Source organism: Roseomonas sp. BN140053, from assembly GCF_047690175.1.
In the GTDB taxonomy this organism is placed as follows: Bacteria; Pseudomonadota; Alphaproteobacteria; order Acetobacterales; family Acetobacteraceae; genus Roseomonas.
Genome location: NZ_JBLLEB010000027.1, coordinates 1 through 26,786, shown reverse-complemented (window position 1 = coordinate 26,786; position 26,786 = coordinate 1). Strand labels below are relative to the sequence as shown.

General features: G+C 69.2%; 26 protein-coding genes. 7 read left to right on the top strand and 19 right to left on the bottom strand.

Annotation, left to right across the window (positions count from 1 at the left end; all coding sequences use genetic code 11):
* Window positions 1-14: 14 nt before the first annotated feature.
* From ACLIBK_RS19215 to ACLIBK_RS19180, 8 genes are all read right to left on the bottom strand, one after another.
* Complete coding sequence (locus ACLIBK_RS19215; RefSeq protein WP_415388910.1) at window positions 15-668, bottom strand: hydrolase; 654 nt, start codon at window positions 666-668, stop codon at window positions 15-17.
* A 117-nt stretch (window positions 669-785) separates the two neighbouring features.
* Window positions 786-1,139: a response regulator transcription factor gene (locus tag ACLIBK_RS19210; protein WP_415388935.1), complete on the bottom strand. Its 354-nt coding sequence runs from the start codon at window positions 1,137-1,139 to the stop codon at window positions 786-788.
* 86 nt (window positions 1,140-1,225) lie between these two features.
* A complete protein-coding gene (locus ACLIBK_RS19205; protein WP_415388909.1) occupies window positions 1,226-1,843 on the bottom strand; it encodes a response regulator transcription factor in 618 nt (205 codons plus the stop codon).
* Between the two features lie 30 nt (window positions 1,844-1,873).
* Window positions 1,874-3,445, bottom strand: a complete 1,572-nt coding sequence (locus ACLIBK_RS19200) for an ATP-binding protein (RefSeq protein ID WP_415388908.1) — start codon at window positions 3,443-3,445, stop codon at window positions 1,874-1,876.
* 418 nt (window positions 3,446-3,863) lie between these two features.
* On the bottom strand, window positions 3,864-4,280 hold the full coding sequence (locus tag ACLIBK_RS19195) for a hypothetical protein (RefSeq protein WP_415388907.1): 417 nt from the start codon (window positions 4,278-4,280) through the stop codon (window positions 3,864-3,866).
* Window positions 4,281-4,432: 152 nt separating this feature from the next.
* Entirely contained in the window at window positions 4,433-5,434 is a 1,002-nt protein-coding gene (locus ACLIBK_RS19190) for a Bug family tripartite tricarboxylate transporter substrate binding protein (protein WP_415388906.1), read from the bottom strand.
* Between the two features lie 20 nt (window positions 5,435-5,454).
* Window positions 5,455-6,342, bottom strand: a complete 888-nt coding sequence (locus tag ACLIBK_RS19185; RefSeq protein WP_415388905.1) for an ABC transporter substrate-binding protein — start codon at window positions 6,340-6,342, stop codon at window positions 5,455-5,457.
* Between the two features lie 2 nt (window positions 6,343-6,344).
* Complete coding sequence (locus tag ACLIBK_RS19180) at window positions 6,345-7,199, bottom strand: amidohydrolase family protein (RefSeq protein WP_415388904.1); 855 nt, start codon at window positions 7,197-7,199, stop codon at window positions 6,345-6,347.
* Window positions 7,200-7,286: 87 nt separating this feature from the next.
* On the opposite strand from ACLIBK_RS19180, the gene ACLIBK_RS19175 reads away from it, so the two are divergent.
* Window positions 7,287-8,483 carry a LysR family transcriptional regulator gene (locus ACLIBK_RS19175; protein WP_415388903.1) on the top strand — a complete coding sequence of 399 codons (1,197 nt, stop codon included), beginning with the start codon at window positions 7,287-7,289 and terminating at the stop codon, window positions 8,481-8,483.
* Between the two features lie 149 nt (window positions 8,484-8,632).
* Here ACLIBK_RS19175 and ACLIBK_RS19170 read toward each other — a convergent pair whose 3' ends face one another.
* Entirely contained in the window at window positions 8,633-9,292 is a 660-nt protein-coding gene (locus ACLIBK_RS19170; RefSeq protein WP_415388902.1) for a TetR/AcrR family transcriptional regulator, read from the bottom strand.
* Window positions 9,293-9,419: 127 nt separating this feature from the next.
* Between ACLIBK_RS19170 and ACLIBK_RS19165 the strand changes: the two genes are divergently transcribed.
* The 5 genes from ACLIBK_RS19165 (at window position 9,420) to ACLIBK_RS19145 (ending at window position 14,158) form a co-directional block, all read left to right on the top strand.
* Window positions 9,420-10,037, top strand: coding sequence for an NADPH-dependent FMN reductase (locus ACLIBK_RS19165; protein ID WP_415388901.1), 618 nt, complete (start codon window positions 9,420-9,422; stop codon window positions 10,035-10,037).
* A gap of 118 nt (window positions 10,038-10,155) precedes the next feature.
* Entirely contained in the window at window positions 10,156-11,130 is a 975-nt protein-coding gene (locus ACLIBK_RS19160) for a Bug family tripartite tricarboxylate transporter substrate binding protein (protein ID WP_415388900.1), read from the top strand.
* Between the two features lie 12 nt (window positions 11,131-11,142).
* Entirely contained in the window at window positions 11,143-11,685 is a 543-nt protein-coding gene (locus ACLIBK_RS19155; protein ID WP_415388899.1) for a carboxymuconolactone decarboxylase family protein, read from the top strand.
* A gap of 14 nt (window positions 11,686-11,699) precedes the next feature.
* Window positions 11,700-12,743, top strand: a complete 1,044-nt coding sequence (locus tag ACLIBK_RS19150) for a VOC family protein (protein WP_415388898.1) — start codon at window positions 11,700-11,702, stop codon at window positions 12,741-12,743.
* Window positions 12,744-12,916: 173 nt separating this feature from the next.
* Window positions 12,917-14,158, top strand: coding sequence for an MFS transporter (locus tag ACLIBK_RS19145; protein ID WP_415388897.1), 1,242 nt, complete (start codon window positions 12,917-12,919; stop codon window positions 14,156-14,158).
* A 31-nt stretch (window positions 14,159-14,189) separates the two neighbouring features.
* Here ACLIBK_RS19145 and ACLIBK_RS19140 read toward each other — a convergent pair whose 3' ends face one another.
* The 10 genes from ACLIBK_RS19140 to ACLIBK_RS19095 form a co-directional block, all read right to left on the bottom strand.
* Window positions 14,190-15,101 (bottom strand): DMT family transporter, encoded by a 912-nt coding sequence (locus ACLIBK_RS19140; protein WP_415388934.1) that lies wholly within the window; start codon window positions 15,099-15,101, stop codon window positions 14,190-14,192.
* 81 nt (window positions 15,102-15,182) lie between these two features.
* Complete coding sequence (locus ACLIBK_RS19135) at window positions 15,183-15,428, bottom strand: hypothetical protein (RefSeq protein ID WP_415388896.1); 246 nt, start codon at window positions 15,426-15,428, stop codon at window positions 15,183-15,185.
* Window positions 15,429-15,658: 230 nt separating this feature from the next.
* Window positions 15,659-16,762, bottom strand: a complete 1,104-nt coding sequence (locus tag ACLIBK_RS19130; RefSeq protein ID WP_415388895.1) for an ABC transporter ATP-binding protein — start codon at window positions 16,760-16,762, stop codon at window positions 15,659-15,661.
* Window positions 16,763-16,810: 48 nt separating this feature from the next.
* The gene (locus tag ACLIBK_RS19125) at window positions 16,811-18,367 is read right to left on the bottom strand and encodes an FGGY-family carbohydrate kinase (RefSeq protein ID WP_415388894.1); all 1,557 of its coding nucleotides are present in this window, start codon (window positions 18,365-18,367) and stop codon (window positions 16,811-16,813) included.
* A gap of 5 nt (window positions 18,368-18,372) precedes the next feature.
* On the bottom strand, window positions 18,373-19,659 hold the full coding sequence (locus ACLIBK_RS19120; protein ID WP_415388893.1) for an extracellular solute-binding protein: 1,287 nt from the start codon (window positions 19,657-19,659) through the stop codon (window positions 18,373-18,375).
* A gap of 72 nt (window positions 19,660-19,731) precedes the next feature.
* A complete protein-coding gene (locus tag ACLIBK_RS19115) occupies window positions 19,732-20,574 on the bottom strand; it encodes a carbohydrate ABC transporter permease (protein WP_415388892.1) in 843 nt (280 codons plus the stop codon).
* Entirely contained in the window at window positions 20,561-21,430 is an 870-nt protein-coding gene (locus ACLIBK_RS19110; RefSeq protein ID WP_415388891.1) for a carbohydrate ABC transporter permease, read from the bottom strand. The genes ACLIBK_RS19115 and ACLIBK_RS19110 overlap by 14 nt, the downstream gene beginning before the upstream one ends.
* 95 nt (window positions 21,431-21,525) lie before the next feature.
* Complete coding sequence (locus ACLIBK_RS19105; RefSeq protein WP_415388890.1) at window positions 21,526-22,422, bottom strand: TauD/TfdA dioxygenase family protein; 897 nt, start codon at window positions 22,420-22,422, stop codon at window positions 21,526-21,528.
* 106 nt (window positions 22,423-22,528) lie between these two features.
* On the bottom strand, window positions 22,529-23,167 hold the full coding sequence (locus ACLIBK_RS19100; protein ID WP_415388889.1) for a TetR/AcrR family transcriptional regulator: 639 nt from the start codon (window positions 23,165-23,167) through the stop codon (window positions 22,529-22,531).
* A 150-nt stretch (window positions 23,168-23,317) separates the two neighbouring features.
* The gene (locus ACLIBK_RS19095) at window positions 23,318-25,705 is read right to left on the bottom strand and encodes a 1-deoxy-D-xylulose-5-phosphate synthase N-terminal domain-containing protein (protein WP_415388888.1); all 2,388 of its coding nucleotides are present in this window, start codon (window positions 25,703-25,705) and stop codon (window positions 23,318-23,320) included.
* Between the two features lie 54 nt (window positions 25,706-25,759).
* On the opposite strand from ACLIBK_RS19095, the gene ACLIBK_RS19090 reads away from it, so the two are divergent.
* The gene (locus ACLIBK_RS19090) at window positions 25,760-26,302 is read left to right on the top strand and encodes an Lrp/AsnC family transcriptional regulator (protein ID WP_415388887.1); all 543 of its coding nucleotides are present in this window, start codon (window positions 25,760-25,762) and stop codon (window positions 26,300-26,302) included.
* Window positions 26,303-26,786 lie beyond the last annotated feature (484 nt).

Genomic DNA, 26,786 nt, shown 5'->3' with positions numbered 1-26,786 from the left:
CGCTGCGCCTTCCGTCAGTGACCCTCGGAGGCGCCGAACATCGTCTTCGCGTAGATGATGCCGAGGCCATAGGCGCCGCCGAAGCGCTTCGCGATGCCGGTGGTGAGCTCGTAGGTTTCGCTCCGCGCCCAGTCGCGCTGCAACTCCAGCAGGTACTGCAGCGAGGTCATGGGACGCGCCCCGGCCTGCACCATGCGTTCCATGGCCCGGTCATGCGCTTCCTGCGACACGTCGCCGCAGGCATCGGCGATGACGTGGACCTCGAAGCCCTGTTCCAGGGCCGAGATGGCGGGCCCGACGATGCACACGCTGGTCCACAGCCCGGCGAGTACCACCCGGCCTTTGCCGATCTGGTTGACCCGCGCAACAACCGCGGCATCCTCCCAGGTGTTCATCGAAGTGCGGTCCAGCAGCGCCTGGCCCGGGAAAGCATCCGTGATCTCGGAAAACATCGGGCCGGAGAAGCTCTTCTCGGCAACGGTCGTGAGGATGGTCGGAACGTGGAAACCAGCGGCCGCGTGGGAAATCAGCGCCGCGTTGTTGCGGAGGTTGACGGCATCGATCGACTTCGTCGCGAAGGACATCTGCGACTGGAAGTCGATCAGGACCAGCATGTGATTGTTGGGGTCGAGCAGGTTCTTCCCACCTGTCGGTAAGGCCGTCGGCATGGCGCATGGCTCCGTCTGTTCCGGTGAACTCCTAGAGACCGGGGCCGGATCGGAGCCATTATCCTTTGGGATGGGTCTCCCCCTCCTCCCGCAGTACGGGGCCGAGCCCTGCGGACATCAGGGCTGCAGGGCGGTACGCAGGCAGGCCAGCAGCTCCTCGGGCTGCACCGGCTTGGCCAGATAGGCCTGCACGCCCGACCGGAGGGCCGTGCGGGCCGACGTAGGGTCAGGATAGGCCGTGACAAGAATGGTCGGTATGCTCCAGCCGGCAGCCCGCAATCGCAGATGCAGCTGCGGCCCACTGATCCCGGGCAGTCGCACATCGGCGATCAGGCAGCGAACCTGGCGCAGATTGCCGAAGGCCAGGAAGCTGGCCGCATCCGGAAAGCCTACCCCGGTGAAGCCCATCGCGCCGACAAGGCTGTGGAGCGCGGCGCGGGCGGAAACGTCATCCTCAACGATAGCCAGCATCTGCTGCAAGGGCCTGAAAGCTTCGCATCGGCAACGGTGACGGCCGTTCCCCTAGGAAGGCTCGATGCGCGCCGCCCTGGAAGCAATCACCCGAAGGTATCGACCGGCCGATCCGCCTGTGGGTCCGCGGCAAGCCGGTCCGCGACCCGCACGAGTTCGGCGAGCGAGTACACCTGAAGCTTCTGCATGACCTGCGCCCGGTGGGCCTTCACGGTGACCTCGCTGAGCTGCAGCCGCGCCGCGATCTGCTTGTTGAGCATACCGCTGGCGATAAGCGGCAGGAGTTCCCGCTCGCGCGGTGTCATGGCAGCGACGCGCGCGCGCAACTCGGCAAGCCCTGCGGCCTGCACCCGGCGGCGCTTGTCGAGTTCGATGCCTTTGTGCACGGCATCGAGCAGATCCTGATCGCGATAAGGCTTGAGCAGGAACTCGATCGCGCCCGCCTTCATCGCCGCGACCGACATGGGCACGTCGCCATGGCCCGTGATGAAAACGATCGGAATCCTCACATCGCGCCGGCTCAGCTCGCGCTGGAATTCCAGGCCGCTGCTGCCGCGCAGGCGGACATCGAGGACGAGGCACCCCGGGAGATCCGGCCGGCTCGCGCTCAGGAAGGCCTGCGACGATTCGAAACTGCGGGTCGCATGACCTTCCGATGCCAGGAGGTTCTCCAACGATGCGCGGATCGACGGGTCGTCATCCACGATAAAGACGATCGATTGCTCTGCCCCCACCTAATCCTCCCCGTCACGACCGGTCGCCTCTGCCCCGGGCAAAGTGAAGAGAAAAACAGCCCCGCGAGGCCGGTTTGCCGAGGTCCAAAGGCGGCCGCCATGGGCCTCGACGACCGCGCGGCAGAACATCAGTCCCATGCCCATCCCGCTGGGCTTGCTCGAGAAGAATGGGTTGAAGATCTGCTCCTCCGTTCCCGGCTCAATCCCTACCCCGGTGTCCTCGATCGAAACCTCGACTTCTCCGTTCGCGGCCGGTCGGGTCCGGATATACAGGTGCCGCTGACGGTCGCCGACCGCCCGCATCGCGTCGATGCTGTTCTCGACGAGGTTCCAGACAACCTGCCGAAGCTGAATCGAATTGCCGATCACGGGTGGCAGGCGAGGGGCCGGTTCAACCCGGGCAGAAACGCCGGCAGCGCGCATCTCGGCAAAGGCAGACGCCATGACCTCCTCGATGATCTCATTGAGGTCCAGTGGCAGCCGTTCCTGCGCATCCTTCATGAACATGGTGCGGATGCCTGAGACGATCTTGTTGGCGCGATGACCGTCGGACACGATGGCCTGCAAGGTGGAGCGTACCTTGTCCATGCGCGGCTCAGCCCTGGTCAGCCAGCGCAATCCCGCGTCGGCATTCGTGACGATGCTCGCCAAAGGCTGATTGATCTCGTGGGCAATGGATGCGGACAAGGCCTCCATGGCCGTCAGGCGGTTCTGCCGGGCACGCTGCTCGGCAGCAACCGACTGGGCAAGGCGGGCGTAAACGGTCGTCGTGTCCGACAGCAGGACGATCAGCAGTATCGCCGTCGCAACAAGGCCGTAAATCCGTCCACCCCACCAGCCGACACTGAGGCGAACTCCGCCCGCGATATAGGAAAGCAGCGACAATTCGATGACAAGCGAGAAAAGAACGAGGCACACCCAGGCGTCGAGCGTGGTTCGCCGGCGACGAAATAGAATGGCAGCGCTCAACAGGTACATCGCCATGGCCGTGGCCGGCACGAACGACCAGAGATCCGTCGTATTATGAGCGTCCCGCATGAACGCGGGCAATGACGTGCTTTCCCCGACAATAATCCAGGTGATCGCTCCCACCACTCCGAAAACGCAAAGTGTTGTCTGGAAGATCGTGGCGCCGCCCGGTTTCGCAGCGGCGCGACTGACGGGAACAAGAGCGTAGCACAACACGGAGGACGCAAAAATGACCCGGCGCAGCGCCGCGATCGTCGCCGTGGTTTGCAGGCCGGCCTCAATGCCCAGGGCCGAAAAAAGGCCAGGGAAAGTCAGTATCCATGCTGGAACCATCAACGCGGAGAAGAGATAGCCGGAAGCCAGGATCAGAAGGGCAGGGTCGCCCCGCACGCTGTATAACGTCAGCAGCAGAACCGACGCTATGAGCTCCAACATGAAAGCCGCGCCCGCGTAGGCCGGCAGCATATTCTCGGTGCCGGTTGTCCTGATATGCGCGAATGGGATCGTCAGAAAGAGCGCAATGAGCAAAGCAATCGCCGTCACCGCTGCCACGAGCGGCCGCGGTCGCGTTGCACTGGCAATCAGCTCGCATTCATCCAGCACGGGTCATTCCACACACGCGGTGCGTCCCAGGGCCCGGAATGCTAGTTGCTCCCGCGGCCTCATGATAGGCGAACGCGCACCCGTGGTGCCGTGCCACCCGACACGCCCCGCCCGCGAGCCTGGCCTCCCGGCGGCTGGAGCCGATCCGGGAGGGGAGCAGACGGCCGGTGCGGCCCCCCCACACCCCTGCGGCACAGGCGGATGGGGTGCAGGCGAGCGTGGCGAGGCGCAAGTGGACGTCGCCTCGTCGGGCTCCGGCACGAACTCGGCCTTCCCGGGGGCGCGGACAAGCCCGCTATTGCCGCCGAGGTGCGGTTGCCCATGACGCCCGTGAGTGATGGCCTCGCTATTCACATCGGGCGTGACGTGGGGCGGCTCCGGCACTAGCGGGCCAGCCACCTAGGGGTGGTCGCAACGGCTACTTCTGGGAGGGCAGGGTGCCGGACGCGGATCGCTGCCCCGAAGCGAAGATCCGCGGCTCGATCCGGATCGGGTGGCGCTGCGCGGCAGCCGTCCATCCGAACTGGCGGATCACGTCGTTGCTCTCCACCGGCTTGCGGCCGGGGGCCAGCGACCAGGTGATGTGAAAGATCGAGCCATCAGGGCGCCGGTTGGCACCGCCGATCTCGACCACCAGCGCCTGCACTCCCCTGCCATCGCCGGCCATGCCCACAACAACGCCCTCCGTCTCACGCGGCAGCGGGAACTGCGCCGATACCCCGGCCTTCAGCGTGACGTGATGGGCCACGACCCTGGGGTAGACGGGCGGAAACAGCGTCAGCAGCCTCGCACGGTCATCTGGGTGCAGCAGCCATCCCACGAAGTGCCCTGCCATCCGACCACTCCCCTCGGGCAGTACCCATCGTACCAACGCCAAGGCTGTCCGGAGGCTGCTGGCGGGCTTGGGAGATAGGAAGGCGCCGGATGGGGGGGGCCAGTGCGCGTCGGGACCACTCCCCTGCGCAAAGGATGCGCCCGGCGCCGCTGTCAGTCCGGTCTGATCCTGCCGTCGCGCACCACTCGGGCCCAGCGGTCGAGCTCGGACCGCACCGCGGCGGCGAAGTCGCCCTGCGGGCCGCCGGTGGGGTTGAGGCCTTGCGCCAGGATGGCTTGCCGCGTTTGCGGTCGCGCCAGCCATTCATTGACCCCGGCATTGATCCGCGACACCAGTTCAGGAGCCAGGCCGGCGGGGCCGTAGAGGCCGTAGATGATGGTGTTGGTGGCGCCGGAATAGCCGGCCTCCGCCAGGGTCGGCACTTCCGCCAGGTCGGGCCAGCGCTCGCCGGCGGTCACGGCCAGCATGCGGATCTGGCCGGATCGCCCCAGCGGCAGGGCAACCGACACCGGCAGCACCATGGCGGCGATGCGCTTGCCCAGCAGGTCCTGCACCGCCGGTGCGGTGCCACGGTACGGGATGTGGTTCAGCTCGATCCCGGCGGCGAGCATGAACAGCACCATCGACATGTGCGGCGCGGTGCCGTTGCCGGGGGAGCCATAATCCAGGTCGGCGGGGCGCGCCTTGGCCAGCGCCACGAACTCCGCAACCGTGCTGACCGGCAGGTCGGGCTGCACCGCCAGCACCGAGTTGCCGTCGGCGATCCGCACCAGCGGCACGAAGTCGCGCACGGGGTCGAAGGGCAGGCTGGGCATCAGCGGCGGGCTCATCACGAAATTGGCGCCCTGCATCAGCAGGGTGCGCCCGTCGGGCGCACCGCGCGCCACGAACTGTGTGCCGATCACGCCACTGGCGCCGGTGCGGTTGTCCACCACCACGGGCTGGCCGAGGAACTCCGTCAGCGCCGGCGCCAGCAGGCGGGCGATGGTGTCCTGCGCCGTGCCCGGCGTCACCGGCACCACCAGGGTGATCGGCCCGTCCGGCTGGCGCCGAGGCTGCGCCCGTGCCGGTTCCGGCCGGATCGTGGAGGTCAGGACCGGCAGCGACGCGGCGGCCGCCCCCGAAATCCGCAGCAGCCGGCGTCGCGTGAACACGTGGTTACCCTCCCCCTCGGTCATGCCGCCAGCCCCAACTCGCGGGCCGGGGCGAAGAGTTCCTCGATCGACACGGCGCGCGGCAGCAGTCGCTGCGCCTGGCAGGCTTCCAGCACCGCCGCCAGCGGCTTGCGCAGCGCCGCCTCGCCCATTGGCCGCAGGTCGGGCGCCCCGTCACTCGATGGGGCGGGCTTGTTGGCCCGCAGCGCCGCCATCAGCGCCCGCAGCGTGTCGCCACGGCTCTCCGCCACGTCGCGGCGGGCCACCAGCACGTGGTTCACCGGCACGATGCCGGTGCGCGCGAACCAGGCCGCGGCCGCCGCGGCGGGGTCGGGAAACACGGGCACGAAGGCGGGGTCGTCCGGCAGGTCGTTGCCGAGGATGGCGGCGTCCACCTCGCCCGCGCGCAGCAGGTCGGGCAGGCTGCGGCCCTTGCCGCGGTTCTCCGTGAAGGGCGGGTCGCGGTATTCCGCCAGGTGCGCCCCTTCCTGGGTGACCCAGTGTACGGCCTCCGCCGGCAGGCCGGCCTCCTCGGCCAGGATGGCGCGCACCCACATGCCGGTGGTCTGGGTATAGGCGCGCACGCCGATCCGGCAGCCGCGCAGCGCCGCGGGGGTCAGCTCCGGCCGGCTGGCCAGGCGGATCAGGCAGCGGTGCTGGAAGCGCGCCGCCAGCGTCACCGGCAGCAGCACGATCGGCTTCCCGTAGGCCAGCGCCTGCAGCGCGGTGACGATGGCCATCTCGCTCACCTCGAAGCGCCCCTCGCGGGCCATCGGGGCGAAGGCGCGGTGGATCGGCTGCACCGTCTCGAAGCGCAGCGGCGTGCCGTCCGGCAGGGCGCCGGCCTCCTTGATCGGCATGGTGAGCGGGCTGTTGTCCAGCGCCAGGTGCAGCGGTGCGTCGGCCATGCTCAAGCCTCCCCCAGGGCCGGGTAGATGCGGCGGGCGGTACCGCCGAAGATGGCGTCGCGATCCGCCTCGCCCAGGCCGTCCAGCGCCTCCTGGCTTTCCGCGAGCAGCTGCTTCAGCGCGCCGGCATGCGCGGGAAAGTTCGAGCCCCACATGATCCGCCCCGCCCCGAAGCGGCGCAGCAGCACCTCCATCAGCGCGGCCGGGGTGGAGGCGCCTTCCTTGGCCAGGTGCAGCGCCCGCGTGGTCAGCTTCAGCACCACCTGGGGAAAGGCGTCCAGCGCCATCAGCGGTTCCGCCTCGGTATAAGGTGGGCCGGCCGCCAGCACCGGCCGGGCCAGGTGGTCCAGCAGCACAGGCACGCCGGGAAAGCGCTCCAGCATGCTGCGCAGCGCCGGGATGCCCTTGCCCGTCATCTGCATGGCGATGGGCAGCCGCAGTTCCTCCGCCAGCGCCCAGGCGGGAAAGCCGCGCGGGTCGTCGATCCAGCCGGCCTGGCCGGGCATGGTGGTGCCGGTGGTGAACAGCCGGAAGCCGGAAAAGCCGCGCTCGTGCCAGCGGCGGATTTGCGTCGGCGCGTCTGCGGCCAGCACGTCTACGGAGAAGACGCCGACCAGCCGGTCGCGATGTGCCGCCACGGCGTCGGCGACGCAGGAATTATCGTGGCCATAGGCGGTGGAAGCCTGCACCACCACGGCCTTGCTCACACCGGCCGCGTCCATCGCCTCCAGCAGCCCTTCGGCGGACAAGGGCCGCTCGGCGGACCAGTCGGATTGCCGGCCACCCAGCGGCGCGGTCGGGTAGCGCTCCCGGTCGGGCGAGACGACATGCGTGTGGGTGTCGATGATGCTCGGCATGCGTTTCCTCTTTCTGGCTGCATTCGTGCCTGCAAGGTCCCGGTTTCGCTAGGCAAGTTCATCGCCCGACCTCATAAGTTCCGGGCTATGATGGATCTCCGGATGTGGGGCAGCCTGCCTGGGCTGCGAGATCTTGAGTGCTTCGCGGTGGCGGCGCGGGTGGGTAGCCTGGGCGCTGCTGCGCCATCCCTGGGATTGTCGCAGCCGGCGCTGTCGCAAGCGCTGAACCGGCTGGAAGCGCAGCTGGGCTGCCGGCTGCTGCTGCGTGGGCCGCGCGGCAGTTTTCCCAGTCAGGCCGGGGCCGGACTGCTGGCACGCTGGGAGCGGATGCAGGCCCAGCTCCGGGCCGGGCTCGCGGCTTGCGGCAGCACGGCTCGCCCCGGCCTGCTGACCGACGCCGCCGTGGAAACCCACTTGGCCATCGGGGCAGCCGGAACCTTTTCGGCCGCGGCGCGTCGGCGCGGCGTCACCCTGCCGACGCTGGCCCGCACGGCGCATGGCTTGGAGCGTTGCCTTGGCGTCCAGCTCTACCGCCGCAGCAGTGAGGGCACCGTGCCGCTGCCGGGCGGGCTGGAGTTGGCGCGGCGTCTCGCCCTGGCGCGGGTGGAGATCGAGCAAGGCCTGGCGGAGCTGGCGGCGACGGGGGCAGAAGCGCGCTTTCGCCTCGGGGTCTTGCCGATGGTGCCGCAGGCGCCGCTGGCGCGTGCCGTGCTGACCATCGCCGACGGGCTGCCGCTGCAGCTGAGCACGCATGAGGGTGATCACGCCGCGCTGCTGCGGCAGCTGCGCCACGGACAACTCGACGCGGTGCTCGGTGCGGTGCGGACGCCCGCTGCGCTGACGGACGTCACGGAAACGCCGCTGGCCCAGGATGCCTTCGTCCTGGCCGCCCCGGCCGGGCACGCCTTGGCCAACCGCGGTTCCGTGACGCCGGAAGCCCTGGCGTCAACCGACTGGGTGCTGGCGGAGCTGCCCTTGTCCCGCCGTTTCGCCGCCGAGGCGCTGTTCGCCACCCTGCCGCGCCGGCCGCGCGTCCTGCTGGAAACCAATTCTCCGCAGACCACGGTTGCCGTGCTGCGGGCGGCGGGGGCGCTGGCGCTGCTGTCCTGGCGTCAGATCGCCGCCGCAGGCGACCTGACGGCATTGCCCACCGCGATCACCGGCCCGGCGCGCTGGATCGGGCTGACAGCGCGGCGGGAATGGCTGCCCACGGCGGCGCAGCAGGCGGCGCTGGCTGCACTGCAACTGGCCTTCGATGATGCCGGGCACGAGGGCTGTCGCTAGGTGGCTGTGGCCTGGAGAAGGCGGCCGGCGGCACACCGGTCCCTGCTGGCGGTGAGGACCTGGGGGCCGGGGGCGTCGCGACCCTCCGCGGGCTCGCCCACACCCTACGGGATCCAGGGAAGGCAGCTCCGGCCTTCAAACGGCTGCCATCATGCGTCGCTGCCCCGCGGCTTGAGCCCGCTGATCTGAAGCAGAAGCATCTCGCGGAGCGCCGCGATCCCCTCGGCGGCCACGGGATCGGGGGACCGCAGCCATTGCCGGACGGCACCGCTGTAGGTGGAGTAGAGCGTCAGGGCAACGAGGTCGGGCGACCACCGGCCGTCGATGCTCCCTTGCCTCTGCGCTGCGGCAACAAGGTAGTTCAACCCGGCGATGATGAGGGACCGGTCGGGGAGGTGGTTGCGCTGCGACGGGCTGAACATGTCGAAGGTAATCTCCCGCAGCAGAACGCGGGACAGGGCGGGATCACGCGCGAAGAACTCGTAGTTGCCGCTGAAGATGTGCAGCAGCTGCTCGATCAGGGGACGCCGGCCATCGAGCGTCCGGATCGGCTCGGCGGTAAGGCGGGCGATGTCCTCGGCGAAGAGCAGGAACAGCAGGTCGCGCTTGTCATGGGCATAGGCGAAGATGGTCCCGAAGCCGACGCCGGCAGCGGCGGCGACTTCCCGCAGCGTCGTGCCGTCGTAGCCGCGCTCGGAAAAGAGCTGCTGGGCTGCAACACGGATGCGGGCGAGCTTGTCCTGCTTGTTGCGGGCGCGGCGGCCGAGCCTGTCCGCCGTGCATCCCTCGCGCCTGACCTGCTTGTCCATCGACCCTCCGTAGCGAAACCCGATCATACAAGCTGGCGGTGGGTGGGCCTATGCCGGCCGGCGCAGGACGGAGCCTTGCCGTGATCCCGAAAACCGATCATGATCGGTTTTAACAGGGAGGCTCACCATGGATCCAGCTGCGGTCGGAAACGGGCTGGCGCGGCTGCGCCTTCACACGGTGATCTGCAGCACGCGCCCTGGGCGAGTGGGGGAGCCGATCGCGAACTGGTTCCATGCGGCGGCTCAGGCGCATAACCGCTTCGACGCGCGGCTGGTGGATCTCGCGGCGCTCAACCTGCCGATCTACGACGAACCCCGGCATCCCCGGCTGGCCCAGTACGAGCACGAGCACACGCGGCGCTGGAGCGCCTCCGTCGCGGCTGCGGATGCCTTCGTGTTCGTGACGCCGGAGTATAATTACGGCCCGCCACCCGCCCTGCTGAACGCCCTGAACTACGTCTACAACGAATGGAACTACAAGCCGGCGGGCTTTGTCAGCTATGGCGGAATGTCCGGCGGCATCCGCGCTGTGCTGGCGGGGAAGATGACGCTGAACACGCTCAAGATGGTGCCGATCCTGGAGGGTGTGGCGATCCCGATGGTGGCGCAGCACGTCGCCAACGGCATCTTCACCCCGAACGAGATCATGCAATCATCCGCCAAGGTGATGCTGGATGAGCTGTTCCGGTGGACCGCGGCCCTGAAGCCCCTGCGAAGCGAGCAGGCCGCGGAAAGCGCGCGATGACATCCTGCCTGACCGGCGAAACCCGCCTTGGGGCGCCGCAGGGCAGGATCACGGCGGAGGTCGCCGACACGGTCTAGCGGCCTTCGCGCGGCACAAAACAACAGAGGGGAGGAACACCATGAACACCATCACGCGCCGTGGCCTGATCGCCGGCACCGCGCTGGCCATGCCCAGCCTGGCCCTGGCCCAGACCAGCTATCCCAGCCGCCCTGTCACCATCGTCGCCCCCGTCGCACCGGGCAGCCAGAGCGACATCTTCGCCCGGGTGCTGTCCGCACCGCTCACACAGCGCCTGGGGCGTCCGGTGATCGTGGAGAACCGGCCGGGCGGGGGTGGCATCGTGGGAACGCTGGCAACGGTGCGGTCGGCGCCGGATGGGCACACGATTATGCTGCATTCCAGCAGCGGCACGCTGGTGGCGCCGCAGTTGCGGCAGCCGCCGCCCTACGTTACCCCCCGCGACCTGGTACCCGTGGCGGTGACGCTCAGCGGCCCGTCGGTGATCGTGGTGAGCTCCGCGGTCCGGGCCAATACCATCCAGGACTTCGTCGCGGAGCTGAAGGCGAACCCTGGAAAATTCAACCTTGGCAGCCACGGCGTCGGGGCCTTCAGCCACGTCGCCATGGAACTGTTCATGGCGGAAACCGGCACGGAGATGGTGCATGCGCCCTATAACGGAGGAGGGCCGCTCGCCACGGCCTTCGCCGCGGGCGACGTGCAGGTCGTGCTCTTCGACATCCTGTCGGCGCGGCCTCTGCTGGCATCAGGCCAGGCGCGTCCACTGGCGGTTGTGGGAGAGCGGCGCGCGACCGCGCTGCCCGATGTGCCGCTGGTGTCGGAAACGGTCGCGCCGGCGGTGAACATGGACTACTGGTTCGGCGTCTTCGCCCCCGCGGGAACGCCGGCGCCGATCGTTGAACGGCTCAACGCCGAGATCGCGGCGATCATGGACACGCCGGAATTCCGCGCAAGGGCCACCGAAGCCTCCATGCTGACGACGGCGCAGCAGCTTCCAGCAATCCGCGCGCGGGTCGACAAGGAATGGGAGGACTGGGGCCGGGTGATCCGCGAACGCAACATCGTGTCGCAGTAGGGGGAGGCATCCATGGCCCGCGTGCCACTGCCGAGCCGGGACGACGTTCCGGCGGAATACCGCGACACCTACGACCGCATGCAGCGCGAGCGGGGAAGCCCGACCACGCACGTGTTCCTCGCGCTCGCCAACATGCCGAACCTGCTGGACGCCTTGCTGAGCTTCACGGGGGAGATGCGGCGTGGCTCGGTGCTGGAGGCGCGCTACCGCGAACTGGCGATCATGATGACGGCGCGCGCCGCGAACTCCGCCTATGAGTTCGACCATCACTGGAACCATGCGATCCGGGCCGGGATCGCGCGGGAAAAGCTGGAAGCGCTGGACGCTTTCGAAACCTCGCCCTTGTTCGACGAGAGCGAACGGGCCCTGCTGCGCTACGCCGTGGAGGCGACCCAGCGGATCGAGGTGAGCGAGGCCACCTGGGACGGGCTGACCCGGGCCTTCCCGCAGCGCGAGGTCATGGACGTCGTCATGGCCGTCGCCTGGTATAATGCTGTGGCGCGGATTAACGGGCCGCTGAAGATCGAGAACGAACCCTGGTTCAAGCGGCTGTGACCGCGGAGCGCAACATGATCCCCTCCACCAACTTCGATCCCCCGTTCAACGTCACGCGGGCCAGCCACATCGTTCTCACGGTCCGCGACCTCGCGGCCAGCAAAGCCTTCTATACCGAGGTGATCGGCCTCGTCGTCACGGCGGAGCAGGATGGTGCGGCTTATCTCCGAGGGGTGGAGGAGAGCGCCCATCACAGCCTCGTCCTGCGCGAAGCGGAAGGCGAGCCGGTTTGCGAGCGGGTCGGCCTGCGCGTCCTGCGGGACGAGGACCTGGACCGGGCGAAGGATCACTTCGATGCCCAGGGTATCGCGAGCCGCTTCGTCGAGGTGCCGTTCCAGGGCAAGACGCTGCACGTCAACGACAGTGTCGGCGTGCCGCTGGAGTTCTGCGCCCGGATGCCGCCGCAGCAGCGGCTGCATGACCAGTTCCAGCTCCACAAGGGTGCAGCCGCACTGCGCCTGGATCATTTCCAGCTCCTGGCACCCGACGTCGTCACGGCCAGCCGGTTCTATACCGATATCGGCTTCCGCATCTCCGACTACTTCGTGGACCGGCCGGAGGATGAGCGACCGCTCGGCATTTTCATGTTCCGGAAAAACAACCCGCACGACGTGGTGTTCCTCACGCGGCCCGGGCCGGTGATGCACCACTTCGGCTACATCGTGGCGGAGTCCCATTACCTGTTCCGGGCGCTGGACACGGCGAACAATGTCGGCTTTCGGCATTCGCTCGAGCGTGGCCCAGGCCGGCATGGGGAAGGCCACGCCACCTACGTGTACTTCCGCGACCCTGACGGGCACCGGGTCGAGATCCTGCCCAATGCTATCCAGATGGGCGACATCGACGATGAGCCGGCCCGCTGGCATCGCGCCAACCGGCATTCCTGGGATCTGCCGCCGCCGAAGAGCTGGCTCTATGAAGCGACGCGGTTCAAGGATGTGACGGTCCTGGAGGGAGCCATGGGACATGGGCTGCTCTCGCTCGAGGACTTCCTGAATGGACAGGCACCGAAAGGCTTCTCTGTCCAAACGAAGCCGCCTCTCGTCAATGAGGGATGAGATCGAGCCGTAGCCGGATTCCATGGCGGCCTGTGGGACGCCATGGCCGCCGCCCAGCAGTTCCATCGCCTTGAACACCCGCAGGCACCGACGCCGGGAACGCAGCTTCGTACTCGTCTCCTGCCGCCCGGAGGCAGGGCTTGGCACCGCCGGCTCGCGGGGTAAGAACACCCATGACCCGAGCGAACGCCGTGACCGCCACCCCAGCCACCCCGCCCCCGATCTCGCCCGACCGGCACGAGCGCGGCAACGTGTTGCGGCTGGCGGTCGCACAGGCCCTCGCCGGGGCGAATGCCGTGGTGGTCTACGCGACCGGCGCGATCATCGGCAGCAGCCTCGCGCCGATCCCCGCCCTGGCCACCCTGCCCGTGTCCATCTTCGTGGTGGGCATGGCGGCCTGCACCCTGCCCGCCGGCATGATCGCCCAGCGCCACGGCCGCCGCGCCGCCTTCCTGACGGGAGCCGGCTGCGGCGTGCTCGTCGGCCTGCTGGCCGCCCTGGCCCTGGTGCTGGGCTCCTTCTGGCTGTTCTGCGCGGCGACTTTCTTCGGCGGCGCCTATGCCGCCGTGGTGCTGAGCTTCCGCTTCGCTGCCGCCGACTGCGTGCCGCCGGAACGACGGCCGCGGGCCTTGTCCGCGGTGATGGCCGGCGGGGTCTTCGCCGGCGTCCTCGGCCCGCAACTCGTGACCTACACGATGGACCTGTGGCCGCCCTTTCTGTTCGCGGCCACCTTTTTGGCGCAGGCTGCCGTGGCCGCGCTCTCCGCCCTGGTCCTGCTCGGGATCCGGCTGCCCGCCCCGACGGCGGTTGAGCGGGCGGCCGGCGGTGGTCGCCCGCTCGGCACCATCGCGCGCCAGCCTCGCTTCGTCACCGCCGTGATCTGCGGGGTGGTGTCCTACCTGCTGATGAACTTCCTGATGACCTCCGCGCCGCTGGCGATGCGGATGTGCGGCCTGTCGCAGGAAGCGTCCAACCTCGGCCTGCAATGGCACGTCATCGCCATGTACGCCCCGAGCTTCTTCACCGGCCGCCTGATCACGCGCTTCGGCGCGTCCCGCGTCGTGATGGCGGGGCTGGCGCTGACGGCCGCCTCCGCTGCGGTCGGGCTGTGGGGCGTGGAGGTGGCGCATTTCTGGGGAACGCTGATCCTGCTCGGCCTCGGCTGGAATTTCGGTTTCGTCGGCGCCTCGGCCATGGTGCTGGAATGCCACCGTCCCGAGGAACGGGCGCGGGTGCAGTCCTTCAACGACTTCGTGGTGTTCGGGACCATGGCCTTCGGCTCCTTCCTGTCCGGCGGCCTGCTGGCATCTTATGGGTGGAACACCGTCCTTTGGTTGTCCTTCGCCCCACTCGCTTTTGCCGTCGCCGCCCTGGCCGCCACGGCCCTGTCCCCTTTGAACCCAACGGCGGCATAGGAGCATGCCAACCACGGTTGCCGCGGCATGATCAGACTCGGCGGCGTTCCGGGGCTTTGAGCGTTTGGGCCAACGCGCCGCCGCCGATGACGAGCAAGGCGCCGATCAGGCTTCCGGCTCCCGGTATGACGTGGAGCACGAGGGCATCGAGCGCCATGGCCCACAGCAGCCCGGAGAACTGCCACGGCGCCAAACGTGACGCCTCGCCACGGTGCAGGGCCGCCGCGATGCTCGCCAGGGCGGCGGTCTGGACGAGGGTCACCACCACGACCAGCCCGGCCGCCAGGAGACTGACCGGGCGCCAGTCGGCAGCGACCGGCACCGCCAGCAGGACCACCCCGACCAGGGCCACCTGCATGACGGTATCGCGCGTGGTGGCGACATCACGCAAACGCCGGATGAGGATCTGGTAGACGGCGTAAGTGAGCGCGCCCGCAAAGGCCGCCGCAATGCCGGGCAGGCTTGCCTCCCCGCCCGGCTTCACGATCAGCAGCATGCCCGCGAAGCCGACGGACGTCCCGAGCCAGCGGCCGAGCGAAACCCGCTCGCGCAGGAACAGGCCGCCGAGCAGGGCCAGCAGCAGCGGTGCGGTGAAGCCGAGGGCGGATGCGGCGGTGACGGACAGCAGCGTGTAGGCGAGCACCGCGAGCGCGTTCGAGGCGACGAGCGCGGCCGCCGCCGTTCTCTGCTCCCAAGCCCTCTGCGGCCGCAGCAGGCGATGCCAACTCATCCGGCTTCCCGGCCAGGAGGCCGCCACCAGACCTGCCAGGAGGATCACGCCGCAGCGAAGAAAGGTGACCTGCAAGGGGCTCAGGCCATGATCCGTGACCAGGCTCTTGGAAGCTGCGTAGCCCAGGACGTAGAGCAGTCCCGAGAGGATCGTGAGCCCGATGGCGGGAAGAGCCATCGAGCCCTGGCGGGCTGCCGTTCCGTCCTCCTGCACGTCCAAGCCGCCCTCTTGTTTATCCCGGGATCGGCTCAATGCCGTGCCATCACGACAGCATCCTGTCGGCCCGTGTGCCGGCTACGGTACCTCCGGGCTCCCTGCACCACTGTCCACAGCCGGCAGGGTGCGGCCTGCCTGCCATTGCCGCTGGACCTCAGCGTTCACCTCCGCCGCCGTCGCGCCAGGGCTGACGGTCACCTCGGCGCCATTGAGTCGGAAGCGGTGCGGCAGGCCATCACGGTTCGCTTTCTCGACGCAGCGGGCAATGACGTGCGGCAGGTAGTCAGTCTCGGTGGTGGGATAGTCTCGAATCTGCTGCGACAACGCTGCCTCCCTGGTTCGTCTTGGGAGGAACCATACGCAGGGACGGCCGCGGGGTCATCGGGTGTTTGGTGCTGGTCGGGTAAAGAGGCAGTGGTGCGACACGTCGAGTATCCGGAATGCAGGTTCGGCCGGCGACAGAACTGCCTGAACGGGGCACTCCTGCTTTCGGGCCGGCGCCAGCCCGATCAGCTCTGGCACATGCGTTCTTCCGGCCGAAGGTGTCGTGCCGGCTACAGCACCAGGCCCGAAGCCGGGTCGAGCAGGTGCATGTGGTTGAGGTCGGCGGTCATGGGCAGGGGCGTGCCGGGCTGGGCCGAGGTGTCGGGGGCCAGCCGGGCGCAGGCCGCCACCCCGGCCAGGGCGAAGTGCACCAGCGTTTCCGCCCCCATCGGCTCGGTGACGGCCGGCGTGGCCGTGAACGCCGCCACCCCCGGCCGACCCGCCTCGCGCGCGTCGCCGAAGTGCTCGGGCCGCAGCCCCAGCACCACCTCGCGCCCGGCCTGGGCCGCGTGGCGCGCCCGCAGCACCTCGGGCACGGGCAGGGCGGTGCCGTCGGCCAGCCGCAGGGTCAGCGCCCCGTCCGCGCCCTCCAGCCGGGCGGGGAGGAAGTTCATCCCCGGGCTGCCGATGAAGCCCGCCACGAAGCGGGTGCGCGGGTGGTGGTACAGCTCCTGCGGCGGGCCGACCTGCTCGATGCGGCCCTCGTTCATCACCACCACGCGGTCGGCCAGGGTCATCGCCTCCACCTGGTCATGCGTGACGTAGACGGTGGTGGTGGGCACCAGCTGGTGCACCCGCTTGATCTCGGTGCGCATCTGCACCCGCAGCTTGGCGTCGAGGTTGCTCAGCGGCTCGTCGAAGAGGAACACCTGCGGGTCGCGCACCACCGCGCGCCCCATGGCCACCCGCTGCCGCTGCCCGCCCGAGAGCGCGCGGGGCTTGCGGTCCAACAGCGGCGTGATGTCGAGCATGCGCGCCGCCTCCTCCACCCGGGCCGCGATCTCGGCGCGGGGTCGTTTGCGCAGACTGAGGCTGAAGGCCATGTTCTCGCGCACGCTCATGTGCGGGTAGAGGGCGTAGTTCTGGAACACCATGGCGATGTCGCGGTCGCGCGGGGCGACGTCGTTGACCACGCGGCCGCCGATGCTGATCTCGCCCTCCGAGATCTCCTCCAGCCCCGCGATCATGCGCAGCGTGGTGGACTTGCCGCAGCCCGACGGGCCGACGAGCACCACGAACTCGTGGTCGGCGATCTCCAGGTCGATGCCCTTCACCGCCTGCCCGCCCCCGCCCTCGTACTCCTTCACCACACCGCGCAGTACGACCTCAGCCATTCCGGCACTTCTCCCCAGCGGCCCGCCGTTCAGCGCCGCCCCACCGTGTCATCGTGCCGCGCCCTGCAGGCGCAGGAAATGCCCGAACTCCGCCGCGAAATGCGCCTGCGTGGCGGGATCGGGCAGGATCTCCCGCGCTCCGCCGCTGGCCGCCCGCGCAGCGTCGCGCAGCGAGGGCTGCAGCCCGGCCGCGGTGGCCGCCACGCAGGCGGTGCCGGCCAGGATGCTGTCCACCTCGTCGCGGACCACGACCCGGCAATCCGTGGCGTCGGCGTAGAGGCGCAGCAGCACGGGGTTGGCGACGTGGCCGCCGGCCAGGTGCAGCGTGTCGATGGTGTAGCCATGCGCGTTCAGCACCGACACGATATGGCGCGTGCCCAGGGCGATGCCCACGGCAGCGGCGTAGTAGAGGCGGGCGAGCGAGTCGAAGGAACTGTCCAGCGTCAGCCCCTCGATCACGCCGCGCGAGGCGGGATCGGCCACGGGGGAGCGGTTGCCGTTGAAGTCCGGCAGCACGCGCAGCCCCTCGGCCATGGCAGGGCCGTGCTCCGCCAGCAGATCGGTGATGCGGGCGGCCATCTGGTCGTGCCGGTCGGGGCCGAGGGCACGGCCTTCCGCATGCCAGTCCAGCAGGTGGTCCAGCAGCGCGCCGGTGGCGGATTGGCCGCCCTCGTTCAGCCAGGTGCCGGGGATCATGGCGCCGTCGTAGGGGCCCCAGAGGCCCGGCACGAAGCGCGGCTCCGGCGAGGCCGCCATGTGGCAGGTGGAGGTGCCGGCGATCATCGCCAGCCGCCGGTTCAGTTCCCTGGCCTCGAAGCCGCCCAGCAGCCCGAGGCCGCCGGCATGGGCGTCGATCAGCCCGACCCCCAGAATGCAGCCGGTGGTCAGCCCCAGTGCCTCCGCTGCCGCGGGCGCCAGCGGGCCGACCGGCGTGCCGATGGGCAGGGTGCGGTCGGGCTGCCCGGTGCGGCGGTGGAAATCCTCCAGCCCGATGCCGGAAAGGAGGTCCTCCTGCCAACCCACCTCCTCGTGGTTCAGGAAGGCCCATTTGCAGGTTGCCGTGCAGACGGAAACCGCCACGCGTCCGGTGGCGCGCCATGTCAGCGCGTCCGCGAGGTCCAGCGCCAGCGCCATGCGGTTCCAGCTGCCCGGCAGGTGGCGCTTGAGCCAGAGCAGCTTGGGCAGCTCCATCTCGGGTGACATCACGCCGCCGACATGGCGCAGGGCGCGGTGGCCGCTGGCGGTGATCTCCTCCGCCTCGGCAATGGCGCGGTGATCCGCCCACATCACCACGTTCCAGCGATCCTCGCCGGCGGTGGACACCGTCACCGGCTCCCCCGCCGCGTCGAACACCGCCAGGGAGCAGGTCGCGTCGAAGGCGAGCCCCGCCACCGCCGTGGCGGGCAGGCCGCTGCGGTCCAGCGCGCCGCGCGTGGCGGCGCACACGGCGGCCCAGATGCCATCGAAGCTGTGCTCCGCGTGATCCGGCACTGGGCGTTGCGTGTCGAAGCCCGCGGCCGCGCGGCCGTGGCAGCGCCCCGCCGCGTCGAAAATACCGGCCCGGGCGCTGCCCGAGCCGACATCCACCGCCATGACCGCGCGCATGCGGTTCAGCTGGGCAGCAGCGGGCGCACCCGCGTCGCCAGGGCGGCCACCGCCTCCTTGGGCGTCTTGCGCCCGAGCACGGCGAGCTGGACCTCCTCCACGAAGATCGACTGCGCGCGCGCCGCTTCGGGGAAGGCGGGCAGCGGCACGCGGGCGTTCTCCAGGGCCTTGGACTCCACCTCGGCCAGCGGCTGGGAGGCGGCGAAGCCGGGGTCCTTGTAGGTGGAGACGCGCACCGGGCCGTTGCCGTTGCGCGCCGCCCCCAGCGTCGCCGCGCGCGAGGACATGGCGCGGATGAAGTTCCAGCCCAGTTCCTTGTCGCGGGCATTGTGCGGGATGCTCATCGCCCAGAACTCGGTGACGGAGGACATCTTCTCCTTGCCGCGCAGGGATTCGGAGAGCGGGAACTCCATCGCCTTGATGCGGCCGGGGAAGCGCGACTGTTCGCGGTTGTTCAGCTGGGCATGGCGGGCGAAGGGCAGCACGGTGAAGGCGGCGCGGCCCTGCTGCATCCAGGTCACCTGCTCGTCATTGGTGGTGGTGGCGTAGCTGCGGGGCAGGGCGCCGGCCTCGAACAGGGCGCGCATGGCGCCGATGCCCTTTTCCAGCGCCTCGGGGTTGGGAACCAGGGTCAGGTTGTTGCCGATGAAATCGCCGCCGAAGGCCCGCGCGAAGGTCACGGGAAACACGGTCAGCTCGCTGGCCAGCACCATGCCCGTGACCGGCCGCCCGTCCTCCGAGCGGAAGGTCATGCGCTTGGCCTGGTCCAGCAGCTCTTCCAGGCTGCTCGGCGGGGCGGTGATGCCGCGGCTTTCCAGCAGCGCCTCGTTGTAGAACAGGCCGATGGTGGCGTGGCGGAAGGGGATGCCGATCAGCTGGCCGTTGATGGTCATGGCCTGGGTCAGGCCCGGGGCGATGTCGCCGAACTCCTCGATCGCGGCGGCCGACTGGTATTCGCCCAGCGGCTGCAGCAGCCGCGCGGCGTTGGGCGTGGCGCGGCTGTTGACCAGGAAGCCCACGCCGAAATCGGTGCGGTCCAGGCTGGCCTCGCGGAACAGGCGGTCCTGCAGCGGGTCGGTGTCGAAGGTGGTCCAGGCCAGGTCGGCCTGGTTCGCTTCGCGCCAGGGCTGCGTCAGGTCGCCGGCGGCGCCGGTGGTCAGGCTGTTCTGGTGCACGCGGTGCGCCAGGATGTTCAGCGTCCGCGTGGCAGCGCGCGCCCGGCCACCCGCCAGGGCGGCGCCGGTGGCGAGAGAAGCGCCGAGCAAGCGGCGCCGCGTCCAGGATGCGTCCATTTCCATTCCCCTCCCGATGTTGCGAGGCGGCTGGTGCCGCCCCGGTTCCCCTAGCGCTCGCGGCGCCGTTGTTCAGCCCTTCACGGCGCCGGCGGTCAGCCCCGCCACCAAGTGCTTCTGCATGATGATCACGAAGAGCAGCACGGGCAGCAACTGCACCGTGGAGGCGGCGAAGAGCACGCCCCAGTCCATCCCGTCGAAGGCGCCCACCATCTCCGCCAGCACCAGCGGCGCGGTCTTGGCGCGGGTGGAGGTGAACACGAAGGCGAAGAGGAACTCGTTCCAGGCGAAGACGATCACGAACACCGCCACGGCCAGCATCCCCGGCGCCGCCAGCGGCAGGATGACCCGGCGCAGCACGGTCAGGTAGCCCGCGCCGTCCACCAGCGCTGCCTCGTCCAGTTCCTTGGGGATCTGGTCGATGAAGCCGCGCATCAGCAGCGAACCCATGGACACGAAGAAGCTGGCGTAGAGCAGCACCAGCACGAGATGCGTGTCCGCCAGGCCCAGCCGGTTCACCACGGGAAACAGCGGCAGGGTGATCACGATCGGCGGGATCAGCCGTACCGCCACCAGGAAGGCGGCGCTGCCGGCCATGGCGGAACTGCGGCGGCGGGAATAGGCGAAGCCCGCCATGGCGCTGGCCGCCACGGCCAGCAGCGTCGCCCCCGCCGTGACGATCAGGCTGTTGCGCAGCCCGGTGAAGAAGCCGCCCCACTGGTCCCAGAGCTGCCCGTAATGCGCCAGCGTCGGCGTGAAGAGCAGCCGTGGCGGCACCGCGAAGATGTCGCGTGCCGGCTTGAAGGAGGAGGAGACGATGAAGGCGATGGGCAGCAGCGACCACAGCAGGATCATCAGCACGGCCACCGCCTTGCCCGCGCCCACTACCCCGCGCGCCAGGCTAGACCTGCGCATCGGCCACCATGTCCCGGCGCAGCCGCCACAGATAGGCGGAAGCCAGCAGCAGCGACACCACCACCATCACCCAGCCCGTCGCCGCGGCGGCGCCGAAGGCGTTGTAGCGGAAGGCTTCGAGGTAGAGGTAGACGCCCACCACCTCGGTGGAGCGGGCCGGTCCGCCCTGGGTCATCAGCCAGACCTCGGAGAACAGCCGGAAGGCGATGATGTAGCGGAACAGCATGGCCACCAGGATGGCCGGGCGCAGCATGGGCAGGGTGACGCGCCGGAAGCTCTGCCAGCGCGTGGCGCCGTCCACCCGCGCGGCCTCGTAGAGTTCGGCGGGGACAGACAGGCGGGCGGCGTAGAGGATCACGAAGGTGAAGGGCAGGTGCAGCCAGACCGAGAGCAGCGCCACGATGCTCAGCCCCGCCACCGGCGACACCGACCATTCCAGCCCCGGCAGCCCCAGCGCGTTGAGCGCCAGGGTGACCGGACCCATCTCCGGGTCGAACAGGAAGCGCCACATGATCACGGCCGAGACCTCGCTGACCGCATAGGGGGCGAGCACGGCGGCCAGCAGGAAGCGCCGCGCCGGCAACCCGCTGTTGAACAGCAGCGCCATGCCCAGCCCGGCCAGCAGCTCCACGTGCACGATCACCAGCACCAGCAGCACGGTGTTGAGCAGGGCGCGCCAGAAATACCCGTCGCCCAGCACGTGCGCGTAGTTGTCCAGCCCCACGAAGACGGGTGCCTGGCCGAAGCTGGACTGCGTCAGGCTGAGCCAGGCGACGTAGAGCGCCGGCAGGGCGATGGCCGCGAGCAGCAGCGCCAGCGTGGGCGCCAGCAGCGACACGGCCACGCCCGCGCGCATGCCGCCGCCCAAGGCCCGCCGCGCGCGGCGGGGGGTGCCGGGCGCGGTAGCCAGGGGCGGGGCGGGGAGCGCTTCTTCCGGGAAAGCCCCGGCCATCAGGCGGCCTGGCTGACCGGCGTCTCCTGCGGCTCGGGCAGGGCGGCCAGGGGCGGGACGCCTTCCACGGTGGTGCGGTACATCTCGCGCCGGTAGCCGGGGTAGTCGTTGATGGCGGTGTGCAGCACGTAGGGGTTGGCCCACATGCCCAGCGTGCCCTTGGCCCAGCGCAGGCGGCAGTTGAACTCCGGCCGGGTCGCCAGCTTCATCAGGTAGTCGATGATCGGGCGGCTTTCGGCCTCCGTCATGCCCTTGAAGCGGGACAGGGTGCTGGCCACGAAGACGTAGCGCGTGCCGGTCACGGGATGGCGGCAGATGATGGGGTGCTCGCGCTCCAGATCCTCCACCGCGATGCCGCCGGTGCGCAGGGCAAGGCCCTTGTGCGCGGCGTTCTCGGCGAAGACGCCGCGGCCGCTGAACACGCCGGTCAGTCCGCCCAGCAGCTCGCGCATGCGGGGAGACAGGGCGCGATAGGCGTGCTCCAGGCTGGAGAAGCAGGTGTCACCGCCGACGGGGGGCACTTCCTCGCCGTAGAGCATGGTGGTGCCGGGCGGCCGCTCCATCCAGGCAAGGTCCATGTGCCAGTCCTCGCCGATCACCTTGCCGGTGTCGTCCTTCTCGCGGACGAAGCGGACGATGTCGTCGAAGCCCTCGATGCCGGCATGCACGGGGTTGCCGCTGAAGGGGCCGAAGCGGCGGGCGACGCGGTGCAGCTTGGCGGCGTCCAGCGACTGGTCGCGCACGGCGAGGACGTGGAAATGGTCCAGCGCCCGCTTCACGTCCGCGAACACCGCGTCCTCCGGGTCGCTGCCGAGGTCCACACCGCGGATTTCCGCACCCAGTGCCCCGGTCATGGGAAGCACCTCGAAGCGTTCGAAACGGGGATCACGCAGCATGGGTGGTTCCTCCTGCGGCGAGTACCCTCAGGCCTCGCACTTACTTCCACGTAAGTCAGTCTGTCCGAGGCTGGCATGGGACGTCAAGCGGCCTGTGCCGGTTCCGTCAGCGATCCTGTGCCGGACCTCGGCCCCAGGCAGCGTTCAGCATCCGCTCCAGCGCTCCCAGCACCCGCTCGACTTCCGCGAAGCTGCCACTATCTTGGGTCATGGGTCCGCAGGACAGGAAGGTGCCGCGCAGCAGTCCCACAACGTCCTCGGCCGCGATCTCCGGGCTGAAGCTGCCAACCGCGACCGCCTCGGCGAGGGCTTGCTTCAAGCAGGTCTCGTAGCTGCGGTTGACCCGTTCCAGCGCCACCATGGCCGCTTCGCCCAGCACGGGCATGTCCAGCCGCAAGCGCGACAGCGGACTCCAAACGTTGCGGTCGCCCGGCTGCCGGTTGAAGTGATGGTAGAAGCGACGCAGATCCTCGCGCTGCAGGTGAAAGCGCTGGGCGAACGGCACCCCAGGCCGGGCCCAGTGCTGCATAATGCGTGCCTCGGCATCGCCGGCGAAACCGTCCAGAAGTTCCGCCATCAGGCGGTGCTTGTTGCCGTAGTGGTGGTGGATGTTGGCGCGCGTCGTGCCGATCGCCGCGGCGACGTCGCCGAAGCTGAAGCCATCATGGCCGCGCAGGACATAGAGATCCGCGGCCACTTGGCGGATGCGCTCACGCGTCGGCGCCGGCGGAGCTTCACGGGTCATCCCGCGTGAACTAGTCGATGCCGGACCGTTTCACCAGCCAGCCCGGGCTGCTGCGGCATCCCGGCTGTCGGTGTTTGCAGCCTCCCTTTCCAGCTCTGCTTCCCGGAGCGAGAGCACCCCTGTGTAGACCGCCAAATCCTGCGCGCCGCCTTACCAGGCCCGCCGCAAATGCCGCACAGGGGGGCCCGGAGCGATGGCCTGTGCCGCCGCCGCGATGCCTTCGGCATCGATACCATTGAGGCGGTAGAGATCGGGAATGGTGCCGGTCTGGCCGAAGCGCTCCACGCCCAGCGCGCGTGTCCGATGGCCTTCGACCGCGCCCAGCCAAGCCAGAGTCGCGGGGTGGCCGTCCAGAACAGTCACGAGGGCGCAGTGGCGGGGAAGCACGGCAAGCAGATGCTCCGCGTGGCTGCGGGCGCCGTGGTGGCCCGCCTCGCGCCGTCGCTGCGCCGCCTGCCACCCCGTGTGCAGGCGATCGGCCGAGGTCACGGCGAGCAGTCCGACATCCCGTCGGTCCTCGGCGAGGAGTCCGGTCGCTGCAATCGCTTCGGGCGCCACGGCCCCGCTATAGGCCACCACGACCTCGGCGTTCGGACCCGGACGGCGCAACCAGTAGGCGCCTGCCAGGATGTCGGCCTCCAGCGCCGCATCCATGCGCCGCTGCGGCTGCTCGATGCTGCGGGTGGAGAGGCGGAGATAGGCGGCGCCACCCGCCGCGTCGCGGAGCAGGTCGTCCGGCGCCGGCCCGTCGTGGCGCTGGAGGTATTCGAAAGCGAAGCGCAGCATTACCGCCAACTCGTCCACGAAGGCGGGTTCGAAGCTGGCCAGCCCATCCTGGGAAAGGCCGATCAGGGGCGTCTTGATGGACTGGTGCGCACCGCCTTCCGGCGCCAGCGTCACCCCTGAGGGCGTCGCTACGGTGATGAAGCGCGCGTCCTGGTAGCAGGCGTAGTTCAGCGCATCGAGGCCGCGCTCGATGAAGGGGTCGTAGAGCGTTCCCACCGGCAGCAGCCGCGCCCCGTGCACAGAGTGCGACAGACCGAGGGCCGAGAGCATGAGGAACAGGTTCATCTCGGCGATGCCGAGCTCCAGGTGCTGCCCGCTGGGGGATGCCTGCCAGTTGAAGGTTGAGGGGATGCGCTCCTTGCGGAACAGGTCCGCCATCTCCTGCCGCGCGTGCAGCCCACGCCGGTTCACCCAGGCGCCGAGGTTGGTGGAAACGGTGACGTCAGGGGAAGTGGTGACGATGCGCTGCGCCAGCTCCGTCTCGCCCTTGGCGATCTCGTGCATCAGCAGGCCGAAGCCCTGCTGGGTGGACATCAGCGGCTGCGCCGGGACGGGCAGCGCGGCGGGTACGGGGATGGCGGGCGCCTCGTGCCGGCGGGTGGCCGGCTGGGCGAAGGGAACCGAGGCCAGGAATTCGCGCAACGCCGCTTCGGGCACGGCCAGCCCCTCGAAATGGTCCCACTCGTGTCCCTCGCGCACACCCATGGTGGCGCGGAAGCCCTCCATCTGCGCGGGGTTCAGCAGGCCCGCGTGGTTGTCCTTATGCCCGGCCAGCGGCAGTCCCGAACCCTTGATGGTATAGGCGATGAAGCAGGTCGGCCGGTCATGGGCACGGGCGGCCTCGAAGGCCTCCAGCAGCATCGGCAGGTCATGTCCGCCGAGGTTGCCCATCAGCCGTGCCAGATCCTCGTCGGAGCGGCCGGCGATCAGGGCGGAAACCTCGCCCTGGTCGCCCAGCTCGTCCGTCAGGCGCTTTCGCCAGGCCGCGCCGCCCTGGAAGGTCAGGGCGGAATAGAGCTGGTTCGGACATGCCTCGATCCACGCGCGCAGGCGCTCCCCGCCGGGTTCGGCGAAAGCGGCCTGCTGGATGGTGCCGTGGCGCAGCACCACCACGTCCCAGCCGAAGTTGCGGAAGGTCGCCTCGAGCCGGGACCACAGTCCCTCCCGCACCACGGCATCCAGGCTCTGGCGGTTGTAGTCCACCACCCACCAGGTGTTGCGCACTCCGTGCTTCCAGCCCTCGGCGAGCGCCTCGAAGATGTTGCCCTCGTCCATCTCGGCATCGCCGAGCAGGGCGACCATCCGTCCCTCCGGACCCTGCCGCCAGCCCTTCGCGGCCACGTAGTCCTGCACCAGAGAGGAGAGGATCGTCTGCGCAACGCCCAGCCCGACGGACCCGGTGGAGAAGTCCACGTCGTCCGTGTCCTTCGTGCGGGAGGGATAGGACTGGGCGCCGCCCAGCCCGCGGAAGTTCTCCAGCCGCTGTCGCGTTTGACGGCCGAGCAGGTACTGGATGGCGTGGAAGACCGGTGAGGCGTGCGGCTTGACCGCCACCCGGTCCTCGGGCCGCAGGATGGCGAGGTAGAGGGCGGTCATGATCGTCGCCATCGAGGCGGAGGAGGCCTGGTGCCCGCCCACCTTCAACCCGTCCGCATGCGGGCGGAGGTGGTTGGCATTGTGGATGGTCCAGGTGGCCAGCCAGAGGATCTTGCGCTCCAGTTCGGACAGGGCGCGTATCCGGTCGATGGCCATGCTGCTTTCTCCGCTTTCCTTGCGGGGAGCGTAGGGCGACGGAGTGAGCGATACTTGCTGATTTTGCCTGCCCGAAGCCTTGGTTGTGGCAGGATCCGTCCGCAATCGTCGGTTCAGGGGTGGAAATTGGCTGAAAAGGCGCTGGATGCGACGGATCGCCGGATCGTCGCGGTCCTTCAGGTGGAGGGAAGACTCACGATCCAGGAGTTGGCGGAGCGCTGCGGCCTTTCCTCTTCCCCATGTCTCCGCCGGGTAAGGGCGCTGGAAGCGTCGGGGATCATCAAGGGCTATGCGGCCGTGATCGACCAGGCCCGTGTCGGCCTGCCCGTCAGCGTCTTCGTCTCCGTGAAGCTGGAACGGCAACGGGAGGAGGCGCTGGACCACTTCGAGGCAACGATCGGCCGCTGGCCGGAGGTGATGGATTGCTATCTCATGACCGGCCAGCGCGACTATCTCCTGCGTGTCGTCGTCCGCGACATCGAGGCTTACGAACGCTTCCTCAAAGACAAGCTGACGCGCCTGGAAGGCGTCGCGTCCATTGAGTCGAGCTTTGCGCTCGGCCAGGTCAAGCGCTCGAGCGAACTGCCGATCGGGTAAGGTGCTCACACTGCTTCTGCCCGGAAGCGCGCTGCATGCAGTGTTCGCTCTCGGGGGATCGGAAATCGCCGTCGACTGTCTGGCATAGGCGCCGAGCAGGCGTAAAGCTCGCAAGCCACTGCCCGCTCTGCCACGCAAAGGAGGGCGCCATCCATCAACGGGTCGATGCTGGGTGCTGAACGGTTCCAGGGCGCCAAGTACGACGCTTGACTGATCCGGATCGGAGAGGGCGAGCTGCTCGGCAGTGGCTTCGCGAGCGTGAACCCGAACTCCCGGGTACTGCTTGAACTGAGCCTGCCGAAGTAGTGCCAGATATGGGGTTCGGCAGCGATTTTCACGGCTGCATCATAGGCGGGAGAACTGGAGTGCGCCCCTGTGAGTGGACAGGATCAGGCCGCTGTTTTGACCGTCTGCTGGGCGTGTTGATCTTCGAACTGCACGGGGCTGAGATAGCCCAGAGCCGAATGCAGCCGTCGTGAGTTGT

Bases quoted from the DNA above. Each gene is read 5' to 3' on its own strand.
- ACLIBK_RS19215 (WP_415388910.1), bottom strand. From the start codon at position 668: ATGCCGACGGCCTTACCGACAGGTGGGAAGAACCTGCTCGACCCCAAC.
- ACLIBK_RS19210 (WP_415388935.1), bottom strand. From the start codon at position 1,139: ATGCTGGCTATCGTTGAGGATGACGTTTCCGCCCGCGCCGCGCTCCAC.
- ACLIBK_RS19195 (WP_415388907.1), bottom strand. From the start codon at position 4,280: ATGGCAGGGCACTTCGTGGGATGGCTGCTGCACCCAGATGACCGTGCG.
- ACLIBK_RS19185 (WP_415388905.1), bottom strand. From the start codon at position 6,342: ATGGCCGACGCACCGCTGCACCTGGCGCTGGACAACAGCCCGCTCACC.
- ACLIBK_RS19180 (WP_415388904.1), bottom strand. From the start codon at position 7,199: ATGCCGAGCATCATCGACACCCACACGCATGTCGTCTCGCCCGACCGG.
- ACLIBK_RS19175 (WP_415388903.1), top strand. From the start codon at position 7,287: ATGATGGATCTCCGGATGTGGGGCAGCCTGCCTGGGCTGCGAGATCTT.
- ACLIBK_RS19170 (WP_415388902.1), bottom strand. From the start codon at position 9,292: ATGGACAAGCAGGTCAGGCGCGAGGGATGCACGGCGGACAGGCTCGGC.
- ACLIBK_RS19165 (WP_415388901.1), top strand. From the start codon at position 9,420: ATGGATCCAGCTGCGGTCGGAAACGGGCTGGCGCGGCTGCGCCTTCAC.
- ACLIBK_RS19160 (WP_415388900.1), top strand. From the start codon at position 10,156: ATGAACACCATCACGCGCCGTGGCCTGATCGCCGGCACCGCGCTGGCC.
- ACLIBK_RS19155 (WP_415388899.1), top strand. From the start codon at position 11,143: ATGGCCCGCGTGCCACTGCCGAGCCGGGACGACGTTCCGGCGGAATAC.
- ACLIBK_RS19150 (WP_415388898.1), top strand. From the start codon at position 11,700: ATGATCCCCTCCACCAACTTCGATCCCCCGTTCAACGTCACGCGGGCC.
- ACLIBK_RS19145 (WP_415388897.1), top strand. From the start codon at position 12,917: ATGACCCGAGCGAACGCCGTGACCGCCACCCCAGCCACCCCGCCCCCG.
- ACLIBK_RS19130 (WP_415388895.1), bottom strand. From the start codon at position 16,762: ATGGCTGAGGTCGTACTGCGCGGTGTGGTGAAGGAGTACGAGGGCGGG.
- ACLIBK_RS19125 (WP_415388894.1), bottom strand. From the start codon at position 18,367: ATGCGCGCGGTCATGGCGGTGGATGTCGGCTCGGGCAGCGCCCGGGCC.
- ACLIBK_RS19120 (WP_415388893.1), bottom strand. From the start codon at position 19,659: ATGGACGCATCCTGGACGCGGCGCCGCTTGCTCGGCGCTTCTCTCGCC.
- ACLIBK_RS19115 (WP_415388892.1), bottom strand. From the start codon at position 20,574: ATGCGCAGGTCTAGCCTGGCGCGCGGGGTAGTGGGCGCGGGCAAGGCG.
- ACLIBK_RS19110 (WP_415388891.1), bottom strand. From the start codon at position 21,430: ATGCGCGCGGGCGTGGCCGTGTCGCTGCTGGCGCCCACGCTGGCGCTG.
- ACLIBK_RS19105 (WP_415388890.1), bottom strand. From the start codon at position 22,422: ATGCTGCGTGATCCCCGTTTCGAACGCTTCGAGGTGCTTCCCATGACC.
- ACLIBK_RS19100 (WP_415388889.1), bottom strand. From the start codon at position 23,167: ATGACCCGTGAAGCTCCGCCGGCGCCGACGCGTGAGCGCATCCGCCAA.
- ACLIBK_RS19095 (WP_415388888.1), bottom strand. From the start codon at position 25,705: ATGGCCATCGACCGGATACGCGCCCTGTCCGAACTGGAGCGCAAGATC.